Origin of the sequence: Streptomyces albipurpureus (assembly GCF_023701525.1) — a bacterium.
Taxonomy (GTDB): Bacteria; Actinomycetota; Actinomycetes; order Streptomycetales; family Streptomycetaceae; genus Streptomyces; species Streptomyces albipurpureus.
The window spans coordinates 139,732-156,810 of sequence record NZ_JAMQAW010000024.1; the positions used below are offsets into that span (position 1 = coordinate 139,732).

The following is a 17,079-nucleotide window of genomic DNA, read 5'->3' on the forward strand; positions in this document are numbered from 1 at the left end:
TACGCTGCGTATTGGAATTGTTACTCAGCGTCCGGGCCGTAGATTTCCACTCTGTCCGAAACGCGTCGTACATGGATGCAATCACCCGGACATTCCCGCGCCGAGTCCACCACGTCCCGCAGCAGCGGCAGGGGCACGGGTGTCGTCGCGCCCGTGGCCTGGAGCAGCTCGTCGTCCCCGCTCTTCACATAGGCCAGCCCATCGATGTCCAGCTCGAAGACGTCTGGCGCGTACTGGGCACAGATCCCGTCCCCGGTGCACAGATCCTGGTCGATCCAGACCTCCAGGGGCTCCGTCGTGGCTTCGGGTGGGGCCTCGTGCTGCACGCTCATGTCTCCTGCCGTTTCCATCGTCGGGTGGCGCGATGTTGAGTGATGTGACCGAAAGTGAGGCAAGTCGCGCCGGGTCTGACGGGTGTTGAACAGTTCGACGATACAACCGGCGGCTTTCCGATGTTGATGGGTGGGTATTCCCCTGAGGCGAGGGAGAGCGCAAGGGTGAAGATCGGACACGGCTCCATCGTCTTTGTGATCTAGGGGTTTCAATCACCACCCACGCAGGTAGGGTCAGGAAGCGTCCAGCTCCCCTTGGAGGAGGTGAGGACCGTGGCAGCCCACGACGACGACATCAACCGCGGCATCCGGCCGGGGCGGGGGTCTGAAGACCCAGCCGGCCAGGTCGCCTACCTAGAGCAGGAAATCGCCGTCCTGCGCCGCAAGCTCGCCGACTCTCCGCGGCACACGAGAATTCTCGAAGAGCGGATCGTCGAATTGCAGACGAATCTGGCCGGCGTGTCCGCACAAAATGAGCGACTTGCCAACACGCTCCGTGAGGCCCGCGACCAGATCGTGGCCCTCAAGGAAGAAGTCGACCGGCTCGCACAGCCGCCGGCAGGCTTCGGTGTCTTCCTGCACACCAACGAGGACGGCACCTGCGACATCTTCACCGGGGGCCGCAAGCTCCGGGTGAACGTCAGCCCCAGCGTCGAGCTTGAGGAACTCCGACGCGGCCAGGAAGTCATGCTCAACGAAGCGCTCAATGTGGTCGAGGCCATGGAGTTTGAGCGCGCTGGGGACATCGTCACCCTCAAGGAGATCCTTGAGGACGGCGAGCGCGCCCTGGTCGTCGGCCACACCGACGAAGAGCGAGTGGTACGGCTCGCCGAGCCGTTGCTGGACATCACCATCCGTCCCGGTGACGCCCTGCTGCTCGAACCCCGCTCCGGCTATGTCTACGAAGTGGTCCCCAAGAGCGAGGTCGAAGAACTCGTCCTCGAAGAGGTCCCGGATGTCGACTACACCAAGATCGGCGGCCTGGGCAACCAGATCGAGCTGATCCGCGATGCGGTCGAGCTGCCCTACCTCTACCCCGACCTCTTCAAAGAGCACGAGCTGCGTCCGCCGAAGGGCATCCTGCTCTACGGTCCGCCAGGCTGCGGCAAGACACTGATCGCCAAAGCCGTCGCCAACTCCCTTGCCAAGAAGGTCGCCGAAGTCACCGGCCAGCCCGCGGGGAAGAGCTACTTCCTCAACATCAAGGGCCCCGAGCTGCTCAACAAGTACGTCGGTGAGACCGAGCGACACATTCGCCTGGTCTTCCAGCGGGCCCGGGAAAAGGCCAGCGAGGGCACCCCCGTCATCGTCTTCTTCGACGAGATGGAGTCCCTCTTCCGCACCCGCGGGTCCGGGGTCAGCTCCGACGTGGAGAACACCATCGTCCCGCAGCTCCTCGCCGAGATCGACGGTGTGGAGGGCCTGGAGAACGTCATCGTCATCGGCGCCTCCAACCGCGAGGACATGATCGACCCCGCGATCCTGCGCCCCGGCCGCCTCGATGTGAAGATCAAGATCGAGCGTCCGGACGCGGAGGCCGCGAAGGACATCTTCGCGAAGTACCTGACGTCCACCCTGCCGCTGCACTCGGACGATCTGTCCGAACACAACGGCTCCAAGCCAGCCGCCGCCCACGCCATGATCCAGTCCGTCGTGGAGCAGATGTACGCGGAATCCGAGGAGAACCGCTTCCTGGAGGTCACGTACGCCAACGGCGACAAGGAAGTCCTCTACTTCAAGGACTTCAACTCCGGCGCGATGATCCAGAACATCGTCGACCGGGCCAAGAAGATGGCCATCAAGGCCTTCCTCGACCACAACCAGAAGGGCATTCGCGTCTCCCACCTCCTCCAGGCCTGCGTGGATGAGTTCAAGGAGAACGAGGACCTGCCCAACACCACCAACCCGGACGACTGGGCCCGTATCTCCGGCAAGAAGGGCGAGCGGATCGTCTACATCCGCACCCTTGTCACCGGAAAGCAGGGCGCGGACACCGGTCGCTCCATCGACACGGTGGCCAACACCGGTCAGTACCTGTAGGAGGCACACCGGCTGCGGATGCCCCCGGCCGGGCATCCGCAGCCGGTTGCTTTCCCGACAGGTCCGGCCACACCCCAGCAATGACGCAATTGATCTCCCCACCGGCGCGAGAGCGTTCTAGGCTCATCCGTACCGCCGAGTCGCGCGCCGCGGGGTCGGGCACCGCATGCGCGCATCGGAAGCACCAGCGGTACTTGAGCGCCGCTCCCGGAGGGGAGTGGCGCAGGGCAAGGAGGGCCGCATGACTGTACGGCGAGTAATGGGCATCGAGACGGAGTACGGCATCTCCGTCCCGGGCCACCCGAACGCCAATGCCATGCTCACCTCGTCCCAGATCGTCAACGCTTATGCGGCGGCGATGCACAGGGCGCGCCGCGCCCGCTGGGACTTCGAGGAGGAGAATCCGCTGCGGGACGCCCGCGGCTTCGACCTCGCCCGCGAAGTCGCCGACTCCAGCCAGCTCACCGACGAGGACATCGGCCTGGCCAATGTGATCCTCACCAATGGCGCCCGGCTCTATGTCGACCACGCTCATCCGGAGTACAGCTCACCCGAGGTGACCAATCCGCTCGACGCGGTGCTCTGGGACAAGGCGGGCGAACGGATCATGGCCGAGGCAGCCGAGCGCGCCGCCCAACTCCCCGGCGCCCAACCGATCCACCTCTACAAGAACAACACCGATAACAAGGGTGCCTCCTACGGGACGCACGAGAACTATCTGATGAAGCGGGAAACCCCGTTCTCGGACATCGTGCGCCACCTCACTCCGTTCTTCGTCTCCCGACAGGTCGTCACCGGCGCCGGACGCGTAGGAATCGGCCAGGACGGTCATGAGCATGGATTCCAGATCAGTCAGCGAGCTGACTATTTCGAGGTCGAGGTGGGCCTGGAGACCACCCTCAAGCGCCCCATCATCAATACCCGCGACGAGCCGCATTCCGATGCCGAGAAATACCGTCGGCTCCATGTGATCATCGGCGATGCCAATCTTTCCGAGATTTCGACGTATCTCAAACTCGGCACGACCGCCTTGGTGCTTTCCATGATCGAGGATGGCTTTATCGCGGTTGATCTCGCGGTGGACCAACCGGTGCGCACCCTGCACCAGGTCTCGCACGATCCAGGTCTCACCCAGCTGATCACGCTGCGCAGCGGCCGGACACTCACCGCTGTTCAGCTCCAGATGGAGTACTACGAGCTGGCCAGAAAGTATGTCGAGGAGCGCTTCGGCGCCGACGCCGACGACCAGACCAAGGACGTGCTGATCCGCTGGGAGGACACGCTCAACCGGCTGGAGAACGATCCGATGAGCCTCTCCGGCGAGCTGGACTGGATCGCGAAGAAGGAGCTGATGGAGGGCTACCGGCGCCGGGACGGCCTGGACTGGGATGCCGCCAGGCTCCATCTGGTGGACCTCCAGTACGCGGACGTACGGCCCGAGAAAGGCCTCTACAACCGGCTGGTGGCCCGCGGGAAGATGAAGCGGCTGCTGGACGAGCAGGACGTCGTACGGGCCGGGAAGAAGCCTCCTGAGGACACCCGCGCCTACTTCCGAGGGCGCTGTCTGGAGCAGTACGCGGACGACGTGGCCGCGGCTTCCTGGGACTCGGTCATCTTCGACCTCCCCGGTCGTGACTCGCTCCAGCGGGTACCGACCCTGGAGCCGCTGCGTGGCACGCGTAACCACGTCAAGGAACTGCTGGATCGCTGCCGCACCGCGGAAGATCTGGTCCGGGTGCTCTCGGGCGGCTAAAAGGTTCCCGTTCGGGAATCATCTCCGGGAATCATGGAGGTGGCCCTCGGACGTTGAGGAAAGTGCGGGGCCGATCTCGGGCCCAGCTTGTAGGGTCTGATCTTGACCTAACCGACTCACATCAGGGCAAACCGAGCGGGGTGAGGGACATGGCGAACGACACCGGCGGCGGGCAGCAGAAGGCCACGCGTTCCACGGAGGAGGTCGAGGAGCAGGCGCAGGACGCGCAGGCTTCCGAGGACCTCAAGGAGCGCCAGGAAAAGCTCAGCGATGACGTGGATTCCGTCCTCGATGAAATCGACGACGTCCTGGAGGAGAATGCCGAGGACTTCGTGCGGTCATTCGTCCAAAAGGGTGGCGAGTAGTTCTTTATGTCCGAATTGCATCAAGGGGAGAGAAGCTCTCGGTGCAGACGGACATGGCCGAGCGAGCGATTCGCCAGCGGCAGGTCCCGGCGCGAAGGTCTCCAGGCGTACCGCAGGCAGTGCTCGGCCGAGCACTGCCGGCAGCGCCAGGAGGCCAAAGGGCTCACGGTCCGGGGCGAGGCGCCGGTACCGCCCGGACACAAGCGCCGTCCCGGGTGTGCGCAGGTGAGGCCGCACACGGAATGGGAGCCCGGCAAGAGCTCGTCCGACGGCTGGGCTTGCTACTGCCGACCCTGCCGGGCCGAGCGGAATCGGGAGGGCCGCTTCCGGCGCGAATACGGCCTGCGCCCCGACGAGTTGAAGGATCTGGTGGTCCGGCAGGGCGGGGTGTGCGTCATCTGCCTCTCGGCCCGGCCGCAGCATGTGGATCACGACCATGGGACGGGTAGGGTCCGTGTCGTACTGTGCTTCAGCTGCAATGCGGCACTGGGGCAGTTCAAGGACAGGCCCGGGGCGATGCGACGGGCCGCCGCATATGTGGAGGGAAACGCGTGGAAGCCAACACTCGTAGCACCGGGCGTCTACCAGCTGCCTTCCTGACGCCCGGCTCGTCCTCGTTCATGGACTTCCTGGGAGCCCACTCCCCGGAGATGCTGCCCGGGAAGCGAGCGCTGCCGCCCGTGCAGGGGGCGATCCAGGCGCCGCACGGCACCACCATCGTCGCCACGACGTTCCCCGGCGGCGTGGTGCTCGCCGGAGACCGGCGGGCCACGATGGGCAATATGATCGCGCAGCGCGATATCGAGAAGGTGTTTCCCGCCGATGAGTATTCGGCCGTGGGAATCGCCGGTACGGCCGGTCTCGCGGTGGAGATGGTCAAGCTCTTCCAGTTGGAGTTGGAGCACTTCGAGAAGGTCGAGGGCACCCAGCTCTCGCTGGAGGGCAAGGCGAACCGGCTCTCCACCATGATCCGGAGCAATCTCGGCATGGCGATGCAGGGTCTCGCCGTGGTGCCACTCTTCGCCGGCTACGACGTCGACCGGGGAAGGGGCCGGATCTTCTCCTACGACGTCACCGGCGGCCGGTCCGAGGAGCAGGGCTTCGCGGCCACCGGTTCTGGTTCGATCTTCGCCCGTGGGGCGATGAAGAAGCTCTACCACGGCGATCTCACCGAGCAGCAGGCCACCATGCTGGTGGTGCAGGCGCTGTATGACGCGGCGGATGACGATTCGGCGACCGGTGGGCCCGATGTGGCTCGGCGGATCTATCCGATCGTCGCCGTCATCACCGAGGACGGCGTCCGCAAGCTCGAAGCGGAAGAGTCGTCCGAGATCGCCCGCTCGATCCTGGAGCGCCGCCTCGAACAGCCCGACGGCCCGCGCGCCGCGCTGCTCTGATGTTCCCCTGGCCACCGCCGGGCGGTGCCCCCATGCCACTGACAGAAAGGGACGGATAGCCGGTGACGACACCGTTCTATGTCTCCCCCGCACAGGCCATGCAGGACCGGGCGGAGTACGCCCGGAAGGGCATCGCCCGCGGACGCAGCCTGGTTGTGCTGCAATACGCCGACGGCATTGTCTTCGTCGGCGAGAACCCGTCCCGTGCCCTGCACAAGTTCAGCGAGATCTATGACCGCATCGGTTTCGCTGCCGCCGGAAAGTACAACGAGTACGAGAATCTTCGCATCGGTGGTGTGCGCTACGCCGATCTGCGTGGATACACCTACGACCGTGACGATGTGACAGCTCGCGGTCTGGCCAACGTCTACGCCCAGACGCTTGGCACGATCTTCTCCAGTGCGGCCGAGAAGCCGTATGAGGTGGAGTTGGTCGTTGCCGAGGTGGGGGCCACCTCGGACGGCGACCAGATCTATCGGCTGCCGCACGACGGGTCGATCGTGGATGAGCACGGCTCGGTCGCGGTCGGCGGTAGTGCCGAGCAGATCAGCACCTTCCTCGACCAGCGGCACCGCGAGGGGATGTCTCTCGCGGAGGCGTTGAAGCTGGCTGTGCAGGCGCTCTCCAACCAGCCCAACGGCGCGGATCGGGAGATTCCCGCGGACCGGCTGGAGGTCGCGGTCCTGGACCGTACGCGACCGCAGCAGCGGAAGTTCAAGCGGATCGTGGGACGGCAGTTGGTCCGGCTGCTGGAAGCGGACGGCGCGGCTTCGGCTCCGACGGACGCGCCATCGGATACGGAGGAGAGTGAGGGCGGCGAGAAGTAGTCGCCCGCCCGCTCTGGTGGTGCCCCGGCCGGTTCACGGTCGGGGCACCGCTGTTTCCGCCCTGCCCCGTGGCGTCGCCCCGGCCCCTGGCGCCGGCTGGGGTACGGGGTGGGACTAGGAGGCGTTGCCCGAGGGAACGGCCGCGGTGGAGCCCCGCACGATCAGTTCGACCGGTAGGTCACCCACGTCCGGGGCACGGCCTTCGAGGATCGCCAGCAGCGCCGCCATGCCTCGTTCGCCCACCTTCTCGGCGGGCAGGCCCACCGTGGTGAGCTCGGGTTCCACCGCCAAGGCGAGGGTGAGATCGTCGAATCCGGTCACCGAGACCTGCTCGGGGACGCTCAGCCCCAGTCGCCGTACGGCCTTGCACGCGCCTGCGGCCAGGATGTCGCTGTCGCAGACCACGGCGGTCGGTCGCGGCCCCGGGCCGGAGAGGGCGCGGTCAGTGGCCTCCAGGGCGGCGCCCACATCGAAGGCGGCGCGCACGGTCCGTAGCGAGGTGTCCGGCACGGTGGCGAGCGCGGAGGCGAGTGCCCGGGCGCGAACGTCGAAGGTCCAGGAGGGGATGGCCGACGCCAGATGCACGAACCGGCGATGGCCCAGTTCCAGCAGATGCCCCGCGACCTGGTGCATCCCATCGCCGATGTCGAGGTTGACGCGGGCCGCCGCCTCTTGGTCGGCCGGGTCGCTGTCGAGCATCACCAGCGGGAGATCCGTACCGCGTAGATCGGTCAGCGCCTTCGCGGCCATGGAGGAGGCGATGACGCCGTCGAGTGCGGCGCGGGAGGACGCGAAGGGGTTCTTGGCGGGTCCGATGCCGTCCGGCGACGGATAGATGACAACGCCGAACCCGTGGTCGGCGGCGAGGGCCGCGGCACCCGTGTAGACCCGGGCGAAGAACTCGTTGGTGAGGGCGGGGACGACGAGGAGCGCGGTTCTGGTGCAGCCGAGCCGTAGGTTTCGGGCCGCGAGATTGGGGCGGTAGCCGAGGGCGCGGGCAGCGTCCCGCACGGTTTCGGCGGTACGGACGGAGACCCGGCCGCGCCATTTGTCGCCGAGCACGAGAGAAACGGTCGCCTGCGAGACCCCGGCGGACCTGGCCACATCCCGGCTGGTGGGCCTGGCTCCGGCGGCAGCGCTCGGGACGCCGGCGGGTTCCCGCGCGGCAGGGGCGTCGTGCGGGGCCCGGTTCGCCGGCGGTGTGGTGAGTAAGGGTTCCCGGTGGGTCTGCCCATCGGGACCGCCGGCTGCGCCCGGGGTCGGCGGCGGGGCGGGGGTCCCGTCCGGTGGGGAGCCGTTCGCCATGGATGCCGTCCTCAGGCTGTGCCAGCCGCCCGGTCCCTGGGGTCCGCGGTGGCGGCACCGTAGACCCGCGAACTGTCGACATGATACGTATGACGACGGAAGTTATACGTAACACCCCGGGCTGCCGGGGGAGAGGGGCGGAACATGGGTGCGGGAGCCACGGGGTACGCGGACATCCTGAGGGCACCGCATGCCGCGCGCCTGCTCGCCGGCACCCTGGTGGGGCGGCTGCCCAATGCCACAGCCCATATCGCCATCGTGCTCTTCACCAGGGCCGAAGGCGGGAGTTACACCCTCGCGGGCGGCCTCGCCGCGGCCTATGGCATCGCAACGGCGATAGGCCAGCCCCTGCTGGGGCGCGCCATCGATCTACGGGGGCAGCCGCGGGTCCAGTTGCCCGCCGCCGTGGTCTCGGCCCTCGGCATGGTGCTGTTCGCGGCCGTCGGGCTCGACTCACTGCTCCTCGCCTATGCGGCCGTGGCCGTGGCCGGTCTCTTCACCCCGCCCCTCGAAGGCGGGCTGCGGGCGCTGTGGCCCAGTGTGCTCGGGCGTCAGGAGCGAGTGCACCGGGCCTATGCCCTGGACGCGGTCGCCCAGGAGATCCTGTTCACCCTCGGTCCGCTGCTGATCACCCTGATCGTCTCGTTCTGGTCGGCCGGCGCCGCCCTGCTGGTGATCAATGTCATCGGTGTGTTCGGCGCGCTCTCCGTCGTGTCGTCCAAACCGTCCCGGGCCTGGCGTTCGGCACCTCGCGAGGCCCACTGGCTCGGGGCGTTGCGCTCCCCGGGACTGCTCGCCCTGCTGGGGGCGTTCTTCTTCGTCGGGCTCGCGCTCGGCTCGATCACGGTCGCCGGCGTCGCCTACGCGGACGATCACGGCCGAGAGTCGATCTACGGACTGCTGATGGCCGCGCTCGGCCTCGGCGCGCTGATCGGTGGCGTCTTCTACGGAGCACGGCAGTGGGCAGGTGCGCCCGAGCGCAGACTGCTGGTCCTGATCGCCCTGCTGGCGGTCGGATATCTGCCGCTGGCGCTGACTCCGGGGGTGGTGCCGATGACCGTGCTCTCCGTCATCGCCGGTGTCTTCCTCGCTCCCGCCATCGCCTGCGCCTTCATCGTGGTCGATCGACATGCCCCGCGGGGGACGGTGACCGAGGCGTTCTCCTGGTTGGTGACGACGTTCGGGGTCGGCGCTGCCGCCGGGACCGCTGCCGCTGGGCCCGCTGCCGAGTGGGGCGGCACCGACTGGAGCTTCGCCGTCGCGGGGGCCGGGGGCATCGCCGCGCTCCTGGTCCTGATGGCCACCCAACGGGTGCTGGCGGTTCCCGGACGCACCACGGACATCGTGAGTTTCGAAGACGAGGTTTACGGTCAGCCGAAGGCGTCATCGGAAAATGATCGGAACGGGGCCGCCGAACCCGGTTTCAGCTCAGGGCTTGAGGCGTAATGTTCAGACATGGACCGCCGCATTTTCGGGCTGGAGAACGAGTACGGCGTCACGTGCACGTTCAGGGGACAGCGCCGACTGTCACCTGACGAAGTGGCGCGCTACCTCTTCCGCCGAGTTGTCTCTTGGGGCCGCAGCAGCAATGTCTTTCTGCGGAACGGCGCCCGTCTGTATCTCGATGTGGGCTCGCATCCGGAATATGCCACACCCGAATGCGACAACCTGACCGAGCTGGTCACCCATGACAAAGCAGGCGAGCGCATTCTCGAAGGTCTGCTTGTCGACGCTGAACGCCGTCTGCATGAGGAGGGCATCGCAGGCGACGTCTATCTGTTCAAGAACAACACCGACTCGGCGGGAAACTCCTACGGCTGCCATGAGAACTATCTCGTCGCCCGCCACGGCGAGTTCTCCCGACTCGCGGACATCCTGATCCCCTTCCTGGTCACGCGTCAGCTGATCTGCGGCGCGGGCAAGGTGCTCCAGACCCCGCGTGGCGCTGTCTACTGCGTCAGCCAGCGCGCTGAGCACATCTGGGAGGGCGTCAGCTCCGCGACCACCCGTTCGCGTCCCATCATCAACACCCGTGACGAGCCGCACGCGGACGCCGAGCGCTACCGCCGTCTCCATGTCATCGTCGGCGACTCCAACATGTCCGAGACGACCATGCTGCTGAAGGTCGGCGCCACCGATCTGGTGCTCCGCATGATCGAAGCGGGCACGGTGATACGCGATCTCACCCTGGAGAACCCCATTCGGGCGATCCGCGAGGTCAGCCATGACATCACCGGCCAGCGCAAGGTACGGCTGGCCAGCGGACGTGAGGCCTCCGCCCTGGAGGTCCAGCGTGAGTACTACGAGAAGGCCGTGGACTTCGTCGACCGGCGCGGCATCCGCACCGGCACGGTCGATCAGGTCCTGGAGCTCTGGGGCCGTGCGCTCGACGCGATCGACGCGCAAGACCTCGACCGGATCGGCACCGAGATCGACTGGGTCATGAAGTACAAGCTCATCGAGCGGTACCGGGCCAAGCACAACATGACCATGTCGCATCCGCGGGTCGCCCAGATAGACCTCGCCTACCACGACATCCACCGCAGGCGCGGGCTGTACTACCTCCTGGAGCGCAGGGGACAGGCCGCTCGGATCTGCAATGACGTCAAGATCTTCGAGGGCAAGTCGGTGCCCCCGCAGACCACCCGGGCCAGGCTGCGCGGCGACTTCATCCGCCGGGCGCAGGAGCAGCGCCGGGACTTCACCGTCGACTGGGTCCACCTGAAGCTCAATGACCAGGCGCAGCGCACCGTGCTCTGCAAGGACCCGTTCCGCTCGGTCGACGACCGGGTGGAGAAGCTCATCGCAGGCATGTAGCGACTACGGCGAGCCCAGACGCGTACACACGTCTGGAACGCCACTCGGGCCCCGTGCGTTCTTCGTGCGGGGCCCTTGGCACGCCCTAGAGTGTCGGGGACCGTAGTGACGTCTGAGATCTGAGGAACACGTGCGCCGACTAGCCGGCCTTCTTGTCGCCCCCTTGCTGCTGTTGTCGACAGTGGCCTGCGGCAGCGAGGACAAGGGCTCTGACTCCGTCTCGTCCAAGGGCGGCCTGCCCGCCATCACCGCTGGTGAGAAGTTCGGCCAGAAGCCGACTCTGGCCAAGGGCGAGGGCGATCCGCCCAAGCAGCTCAAGGTCGAGGTCATCAGCGCGGGCAAGGGCGCGACCCTCAAGAAGGGCGATCTGGCCCAGGTGAACTACCTCGGTCAGGAGTGGGACGAGGACAAGCCCTTCGACAACAGCTTCGACCGCGGCCAGCCGTTCGATGTGTCGATCGGTGGCGGTGGCGTCATCGAGGGCTGGCAGAAGGCGCTGGACGGACAGAAGGTCGGCAGCCGTCTTGAGGCGTCGATCCCGGCGGACCTCGGCTACGGCGCTCAGGGGCAGGGCGACATCAAGCCCAACGCCACGCTGGTGTTCGTCATGGACGTCGTCTCGGCGAAGTCCGTCCCGGTCTCGGCGAAGGGTACCGAGGTCGCACAGGACAACAAGGACCTGCCGAAGGTCGGGACGAACACCGACGGTAAGGCCCCGAAGCTCACGATTCCCACCTCGGCCCCGCCGAAGGAGCTTGTCGCCTCCTACATCCTGGAGGGCACCGGCCCGGCGCTGACCGCCAAGGACGGCGTTGTGGTGAAGTACGAGGCGGCCCTCTGGAAGGACTCCAAGCCGCTCGGCGGCACCTACCAGTCCGATGCCACCATCACCTGGAAGTTGGACCAGATCCCGGTCAAGGGCATCAAGGACGGTGTGATCGGCAAGAAGCTCGGTAGCCGTGTGATGCTGGTCATTCCGCCTGGCCAGGGCTTCCCCGACGCGGAGCAGCAGGGCATTCCCAAGGACGCCACGCTGGTGTTCTCGGTCGATCTGCTGACCAAGCCGTAAGCGGTCGCCCCGCTGATCGGCCCCGGGCGGCGGCACACCGTCCGAAGTGCAAGACTGTTCGGGTTGCCGCCTTCACGACTTAGAGGAGCAGTTGTAGTGAGCATCGAGAAGCCCGAGATCGACTTCCCGGGCGGCGAGCCGCCGGCCGACCTGGAGATCAAGGACATCTGGGAAGGTGACGGCGCCGAGGCCAAGGCCGGCGACGTTGTCTCCGTCCACTACGTGGGCGTGGCCTTCTCCACCGGCGAGGAGTTCGACGCCTCCTGGAACCGCGGCAATCCGCTTCAGTTCAAGTTGGGCGTCGGCCAGGTCATCGCTGGTTGGGACAAGGGCGTGCAGGGCATGAAGGTCGGCGGCCGTCGCCAGTTGGTCATCCCCGCGAACCTGGCGTACGGAGACCGCGGCGCGGGTGGCGCGATCAAGCCCGGCGAGACGCTGATCTTCGTCTGTGACCTGATCGCCGTCTGACCGGTATCGATCCTCCGGTTCCAACCGGCCGGTAAGGGCCCATGCTCCTGGGAGCATGGGCCTTCGGCTTTTGTCCGGACACCCCGGGGCGGTACGGTCATCAGGGGCGGAAGCGATTCGAATCAGATAGAGGTGCAGGGCGTCGATGGCGATTGCCAAGGCCGAGCGGCTGATGAATCTGGCGCTGTGTCTCCTCGGGACGCGGCGCCCGCTCTCCAAGCGTGAGCTGCGCGGTTCCATCGAGGCCTATGTGGAGGCGTTCGGCCCGGGGGAGGGCGCGGGAAGCTCCGATGACTCCTTCAACCGGATGTTCGAGCGGGACAAGGACGATCTGCGGGAACTCGGTCTGGTGATCGAGACCGTGGAGAACCTCGATGGTGAGATGGGCTATCTCGCTCGCCGGGACAGCAATCGCCTGCCACCGATCACCCTGGACGCCGAGGAGGCCGCCGCCCTGGGGGTGGCCGCCCGGGTCTGGCAACAGGCACGGCTCGCCGGCGCGGCCAGCGGTGCGCTCCAGAAGCTGCGCGCGGCCGGGATGCCGGAGGCCGAGGATTCGGATGACAGCCAGCTCAGTGCGTTGGAGCCACGCATCCCGGTCCATGAGGCCGCGTTCGAACCGTTGATGCTCGCCTGCCGCGATCGACGCCCGGTGACCTTTGACTACCGCAAGGCCACGGCCGCCAGCCCCGAGCAGCGGCAGGTGGAGCCCTGGACCCTTGAATGCTGGCGCGGCCACTGGTACTTGGCGGGTTGGGACCGCGAACGGCGTGCGGAGCGGGTTTTCCGGCTCTCCCGTATCACCGGCAAGGTCCGCTCCCGTGCCGGTGCCTTCACCGCTGTCGTGCCGGACGTCGTCACCGTCCGTGAGACGGTCGAGAGTTGGGCGGGTGAGACCGCGACCCGAACCGCCAGGATCAGACTGCGTACCGACTGCGGTTATCCGCTGCGGGCGAGGGCGACAGCGGTCAGGGAACTGGGTTCCGGTTGGGATGAGTTGGAGATCCCGTACGGGCATGGGCTGGACGCCTGGCTGGTGGAGTTCGGGCCGGATGCCGTGGTGGTGGAGCCCGCTGATCTGCGGGCCGATGTGATGGACCGGCTGCGCGCTGTGGCCCAGGGCTGAGGGGACTCCTACGACCATGGCCGCCAACGCCATTGACCAGACCAGGCGGATGCTCTCGCTGGTGACCTATCTGCGCGAGCGCCCCGGCGCGCGCGTGGGGGATGTCGCTCGGGCTTTTGGGATCACCGAGGATCAGTTGATCTCGGACCTCGATGTGTTGCCGATGTGCGGGACGAGCTTCCGCGGCGGCGATCTGCTGGACATCGACACCGACGGCGACCGTATCTGGTGGCACAACCCGGACGATGTCGCTGAGCCGCTGCGTATCGCCGCGGACGAGGCGACCGCGCTTCTGGTGGCGGCGCGGGCGGTGTCAACCCTGCCCGGGCTGCGTGAGGGCGACCGGGAGGCGCTGCTGCGGGCCACCGCCAAGTTGGAGGCCGCGGCCGGTGAGGCGGCGGGGGCGAGCTCTCGACTCTCGGTGACCTTCGAGTCCGAGGGTGGGGTCTTCGCCGAGGTGGATCGGGCGATCTCGGAGCGGCGGCGGCTGTGGCTGCGCTACTACTCGCCCGCGCGCGATGAGTTGACCGAGCGGGAGGTCGATCCCATCCGGCTCTTCGCGGTCGGGCACACCTATATGGAGGCGTGGTGTCGGCTCTCGGAGGCGCGCCGGACCTTCCGGCTGGATCGGGTTGCGGAGATCAAACTGCTGGACGCCCCGGCGGCGCCGCCGGAGCTTGAACTGCGGGACCTCTCCGAGGCGCTGGTTCAGCCGTCGGCTGATGACCCTGAGGTGATCGTCGAGGTCGGCCCGGGGGGCCGCTGGGTGGCCGAGTACTACCCCCATGACAGTGCCGAGGAGTTGCCCGGCGGTGGTCTGCGGATCACCGTGCGCACCCCGTCCCCGTCGTCGCTGCGCAGGTTGGCGCTGCGCTTGGGGCGGGACGGGCGGATCGTGGCGCCGGTCGAACTGGCGGAGAGCGCGCGCCGCGCGGCGAAGGAGGCACTCGCTGCCTATGAGGCCCAGCCCCAGCCAGCGGGCGGAGGCATCCCCCAGGTCCCGCAGCCGGAACAGGCGACCGGCCAGGTGTAGGACGTGGTCCTGGGAGCCGGCCGGGCGGTCGGGGACCAGCGGCCCACAGGGTCGGCCGTGCTGGGCGGCGGCCAGAAGTGCAAGTCAGCGCGTCGGTCAGATAGGGAGAGTTGCGCCGTATGTCTCTGATGTCATCAGTTGCCTCCTCGCGGGGGCCCGTGCTGTTTCAAGCCCGCTGCCCTGACTGTCGTGCCCGTTGCGAGCTGTCGGCTGACGCGCTGCGGCTGGCGATCGGTGCCAGCCATCGGACGACCTTCTACTCCTTCACCTGCCCGGAGTGCGGTGCGTCCGTGCGCAAGCCGGCAGGGGAGCGGATCGTGGAGATGCTGACCGTGGGCGGGGTGCGCACGCTGCGCCTGGCCCCACCGATGGGGACGGGACCCGGGGTGGGGACGGTCTAGGCTCGGTCCCATGTTCTGGCCCATGATCGCTATTGTTCTTGGTTTCCTCGGGATCGCGGTCCTTGGCATCCTCGGTGCCCGGGTCTTCATCGAGACCCAGCGCCTGGGGCGCGAGGTCGCCCGTACCACCGACCGCATCGGCCGTGCCGTGGAGGATCTGGAGCGCGCGGCGACCGACCTGGCTCGCTCGGGGGAGACGCTCCGCTGACTCCGCGCCATCCCCGATGGGCGTGGTACGGCCGGGCCGCCGTCACTCCCCACCACCGATGGAGGCGGGTTCCGCCCGTGGAGACCGGGGGGAGAGCGGGGGAGACCGGGATAGATCCGGAAGGTAAGCCTCCAGGGGGAGCGCATCCGCCCGGTACGAAGGGGCGGACGTCACCGGGGTGATCAGCCCCGATCGCACCTCTGCTCTATGCCCCGGCTGGGCGGTACGCTGAGGGACGGCGGCGACAGGTGATGAGGCGCCAGCCGCTAACAGGAGTACGCAAGGGGATTGCCTTGTGTTCACCCGTGAGAGTTACGATCACAACTGGTCGCGGCTCGATGCAGTCCACCGCGACCGCAGCTCAGCCCCATGCCGCCTCGGTGAGAAGGTACAAGCTTATGTTTGGACGGATCAGCCCTTGGGAGATCGCTCTGATCCTCCTTGTCATCGTTCTGCTCTTCGGCGCCAAGAAGCTTCCTGACATGGCCCGTGCGCTGGGCAAGTCCGCTCGTATCCTCAAGAGCGAGGCGAAGGCGATGAAGTCGGACGGTCAGCAGACCGCCCCGGCGGACCCGCCGCAGCCCGGCACCCCCGAGGACCAGTCGCCGCTGCCCCGCACCATCAAGGCCGCGCCCGGCGATGTGAGCAGCGCACGTCCCGTGGCAGAGCCGACGGACTCCACCCAGCGCTGAGCTAGGGCCGCCCACAGGCCCGGTCACCGGTGCGGGCCTGTCGCACGAGATGAGGACGTGGGTTGCTCAAGTCTGCCCGCAAGCAGGAGAAGGACCCCGAGGGTCGGATGCCCCTCGTGGAGCACCTGCGCGAGTTGCGGAACCGGCTCGCGAAGGGGCTGCTGGCGATCGTCATCGTCACGATCATCGCCGCCTTCTTCTACAACGACATCATCAACTTCTTCACCAGGCCGGTCCTGGATTCGGTCGGATGTCCCGAGACCTTCTCCGAGCTGAGGAACCAGCCCAAGGGCACCACCTGCGCGGAGATCACCATCAATGGTCTTCTGACGCCGTTCACCCTCGCGCTCAAGGTCTCCTTGATGGCGGGCATGGTCCTTGCCTCGCCGATCTGGCTCTACCAGCTCTGGGCGTTCCTCGCGCCCGGTCTGCACAAGAGCGAGAAGAAGTACGCACTGGCCTTCGTCAGCGCGGGTTTCCCCCTCTTCCTCGGTGGCGGCTGGTTCGCCTACCAGGTCCTGCCGACCACGGCGAAGGTGCTGATCGAGTTCACCCCGTTCGGCGTGGACAACCTGCTTCCGCTGGATGATCTGCTCGATCTGGTCACCCGTATGGTGATCGTCTTCGGGCTCGCCTTCGAGTTGCCGCTGCTTCTGGTGCTGCTCAACCTCGGCTCGGTGGTCACCGGGCGGCGGATGCTCGGCTGGTGGCGCGCGATGATCATGGGCATCACGGTCTTCTCGGCGTTCGCCACCCCCAGTACCGACCCGCTCACCATGCTGGCCCTGGCGGTGCCCATCGCCCTGCTGTACTTCGTCGCCACCGGATTCTCCCTGCTGAACGACCGCCGCCGGGCGATCCGCGAGGCCAAGGGCCCGGATGTCGATGAGGCGTCCGACCTGGACCTCACTCCGGAGGGCATCGGCGGGATCGAGCCCGTCTCGGCCGCCCGCGCCCTGCCGGAGCAGGCGAACGGGGACGGCGGCCCGGCCCGTCGGCGCAGCGGCTACGACGACATCACCTAGTCAGCACGGAGATCCGCAGAACCACATCGATGACTGGGGCCGGACGAGACCGTCCGGCCCCCAAGCTCCCGTGCCCTCAGGGATGCGGGGCGGGGGTACCTTCCGGGCTGTGACGGTGCAGGCTGGGGGTACGCCCTGTGCCATCAGGGTGCAGGGGTGGGGGTACCTCCCGGGCCGCAGGGCCCAGGGGTGGGGGTACCTTCCGGGCCGCAGGGCCCAGG

At 67.3% G+C, this 17,079-nt stretch carries 18 protein-coding genes; 16 read left to right on the top strand and 2 right to left on the bottom strand.

Annotated elements, in window-relative coordinates; genetic code table 11:
- Positions 1-20 precede the first annotated feature (20 nt).
- Positions 21-332: a ferredoxin gene (locus NBG84_RS19055; protein WP_250920700.1), complete on the bottom strand. Its 312-nt coding sequence runs from the start codon at positions 330-332 to the stop codon at positions 21-23.
- A 273-nt stretch (positions 333-605) separates the two neighbouring features.
- Here NBG84_RS19055 and arc point away from each other — a divergent pair, with 273 nt between their 5' ends.
- The 6 genes from arc (at position 606) to prcA (ending at position 6,714) form a co-directional block, all read left to right on the top strand.
- Entirely contained in the window at positions 606-2,372 is a 1,767-nt protein-coding gene (gene arc, locus NBG84_RS19060; RefSeq protein WP_250920701.1) for a proteasome ATPase, read from the top strand.
- Positions 2,373-2,613: 241 nt separating this feature from the next.
- On the top strand, positions 2,614-4,125 hold the full coding sequence (dop, locus tag NBG84_RS19065) for a depupylase/deamidase Dop (RefSeq protein ID WP_345780617.1): 1,512 nt from the start codon (positions 2,614-2,616) through the stop codon (positions 4,123-4,125).
- Between the two features lie 149 nt (positions 4,126-4,274).
- Entirely contained in the window at positions 4,275-4,490 is a 216-nt protein-coding gene (locus tag NBG84_RS19070; RefSeq protein WP_250920702.1) for a ubiquitin-like protein Pup, read from the top strand.
- 225 nt (positions 4,491-4,715) lie between these two features.
- Positions 4,716-5,090, top strand: coding sequence for an endonuclease VII domain-containing protein (locus tag NBG84_RS41150; RefSeq protein ID WP_250920703.1), 375 nt, complete (start codon positions 4,716-4,718; stop codon positions 5,088-5,090).
- Entirely contained in the window at positions 5,042-5,887 is an 846-nt protein-coding gene (prcB, locus tag NBG84_RS19080) for a proteasome subunit beta (RefSeq protein ID WP_250920704.1), read from the top strand. Before NBG84_RS41150 ends, prcB begins: the two co-directional genes overlap by 49 nt.
- Positions 5,888-5,949: 62 nt before the next feature.
- Entirely contained in the window at positions 5,950-6,714 is a 765-nt protein-coding gene (gene prcA, locus NBG84_RS19085) for a proteasome subunit alpha (protein WP_250920705.1), read from the top strand.
- 114 nt (positions 6,715-6,828) lie between these two features.
- On the opposite strand, the gene NBG84_RS19090 is transcribed toward prcA, so the two are convergent.
- A complete protein-coding gene (locus tag NBG84_RS19090) occupies positions 6,829-8,019 on the bottom strand; it encodes a LacI family DNA-binding transcriptional regulator (protein WP_250920706.1) in 1,191 nt (396 codons plus the stop codon).
- A gap of 144 nt (positions 8,020-8,163) precedes the next feature.
- On the opposite strand from NBG84_RS19090, the gene NBG84_RS19095 reads away from it, so the two are divergent.
- The 10 genes from NBG84_RS19095 to tatC all read left to right on the top strand — a co-directional run bounded on the left by NBG84_RS19095 (position 8,164) and on the right by tatC (position 16,858).
- Entirely contained in the window at positions 8,164-9,465 is a 1,302-nt protein-coding gene (locus NBG84_RS19095; RefSeq protein ID WP_250920707.1) for an MFS transporter, read from the top strand.
- A 9-nt stretch (positions 9,466-9,474) separates the two neighbouring features.
- The gene (pafA, locus tag NBG84_RS19100) at positions 9,475-10,836 is read left to right on the top strand and encodes a Pup--protein ligase (protein WP_250920708.1); all 1,362 of its coding nucleotides are present in this window, start codon (positions 9,475-9,477) and stop codon (positions 10,834-10,836) included.
- 130 nt (positions 10,837-10,966) lie between these two features.
- Positions 10,967-11,905 (top strand): FKBP-type peptidyl-prolyl cis-trans isomerase, encoded by a 939-nt coding sequence (locus NBG84_RS19105; RefSeq protein ID WP_250920709.1) that lies wholly within the window; start codon positions 10,967-10,969, stop codon positions 11,903-11,905.
- Between the two features lie 96 nt (positions 11,906-12,001).
- Entirely contained in the window at positions 12,002-12,373 is a 372-nt protein-coding gene (locus NBG84_RS19110) for an FKBP-type peptidyl-prolyl cis-trans isomerase (protein ID WP_250920710.1), read from the top strand.
- 145 nt (positions 12,374-12,518) lie between these two features.
- The gene (locus tag NBG84_RS19115; RefSeq protein ID WP_250920711.1) at positions 12,519-13,499 is read left to right on the top strand and encodes a helix-turn-helix transcriptional regulator; all 981 of its coding nucleotides are present in this window, start codon (positions 12,519-12,521) and stop codon (positions 13,497-13,499) included.
- A 16-nt stretch (positions 13,500-13,515) separates the two neighbouring features.
- Positions 13,516-14,532, top strand: a complete 1,017-nt coding sequence (locus NBG84_RS19120) for a helix-turn-helix transcriptional regulator (protein WP_250920712.1) — start codon at positions 13,516-13,518, stop codon at positions 14,530-14,532.
- 119 nt (positions 14,533-14,651) lie between these two features.
- Positions 14,652-14,933 carry a hypothetical protein gene (locus NBG84_RS19125; protein WP_250920713.1) on the top strand — a complete coding sequence of 94 codons (282 nt, stop codon included), beginning with the start codon at positions 14,652-14,654 and terminating at the stop codon, positions 14,931-14,933.
- Positions 14,934-14,943: 10 nt separating this feature from the next.
- Positions 14,944-15,141: a hypothetical protein gene (locus tag NBG84_RS19130; protein ID WP_250920714.1), complete on the top strand. Its 198-nt coding sequence runs from the start codon at positions 14,944-14,946 to the stop codon at positions 15,139-15,141.
- A gap of 398 nt (positions 15,142-15,539) precedes the next feature.
- Positions 15,540-15,833 carry a Sec-independent protein translocase subunit TatA gene (gene tatA / locus NBG84_RS19135; protein ID WP_250920715.1) on the top strand — a complete coding sequence of 98 codons (294 nt, stop codon included), beginning with the start codon at positions 15,540-15,542 and terminating at the stop codon, positions 15,831-15,833.
- Between the two features lie 62 nt (positions 15,834-15,895).
- On the top strand, positions 15,896-16,858 hold the full coding sequence (gene tatC / locus NBG84_RS19140) for a twin-arginine translocase subunit TatC (protein ID WP_250920716.1): 963 nt from the start codon (positions 15,896-15,898) through the stop codon (positions 16,856-16,858).
- Positions 16,859-17,079: the final 221 nt, after the last annotated feature.

Coding starts and splice junctions, on each gene's coding strand:
- NBG84_RS19095 (WP_250920707.1), top strand. CDS start 8,164: ATGGGTGCGGGAGCCACGGGGTACGCGGACATCCTGAGGGCACCGCAT.
- NBG84_RS19055 (WP_250920700.1), bottom strand. CDS start 332: ATGAGCGTGCAGCACGAGGCCCCACCCGAAGCCACGACGGAGCCCCTG.
- dop (WP_345780617.1), top strand. CDS start 2,614: ATGACTGTACGGCGAGTAATGGGCATCGAGACGGAGTACGGCATCTCC.
- pafA (WP_250920708.1), top strand. CDS start 9,475: ATGGACCGCCGCATTTTCGGGCTGGAGAACGAGTACGGCGTCACGTGC.
- NBG84_RS19120 (WP_250920712.1), top strand. CDS start 13,516: ATGGCCGCCAACGCCATTGACCAGACCAGGCGGATGCTCTCGCTGGTG.
- tatA (WP_250920715.1), top strand. CDS start 15,540: ATGTTTGGACGGATCAGCCCTTGGGAGATCGCTCTGATCCTCCTTGTC.
- NBG84_RS19125 (WP_250920713.1), top strand. CDS start 14,652: ATGTCTCTGATGTCATCAGTTGCCTCCTCGCGGGGGCCCGTGCTGTTT.
- NBG84_RS19070 (WP_250920702.1), top strand. CDS start 4,275: ATGGCGAACGACACCGGCGGCGGGCAGCAGAAGGCCACGCGTTCCACG.
- NBG84_RS19130 (WP_250920714.1), top strand. CDS start 14,944: ATGTTCTGGCCCATGATCGCTATTGTTCTTGGTTTCCTCGGGATCGCG.
- NBG84_RS19115 (WP_250920711.1), top strand. CDS start 12,519: ATGGCGATTGCCAAGGCCGAGCGGCTGATGAATCTGGCGCTGTGTCTC.
- NBG84_RS19090 (WP_250920706.1), bottom strand. CDS start 8,019: ATGGCGAACGGCTCCCCACCGGACGGGACCCCCGCCCCGCCGCCGACC.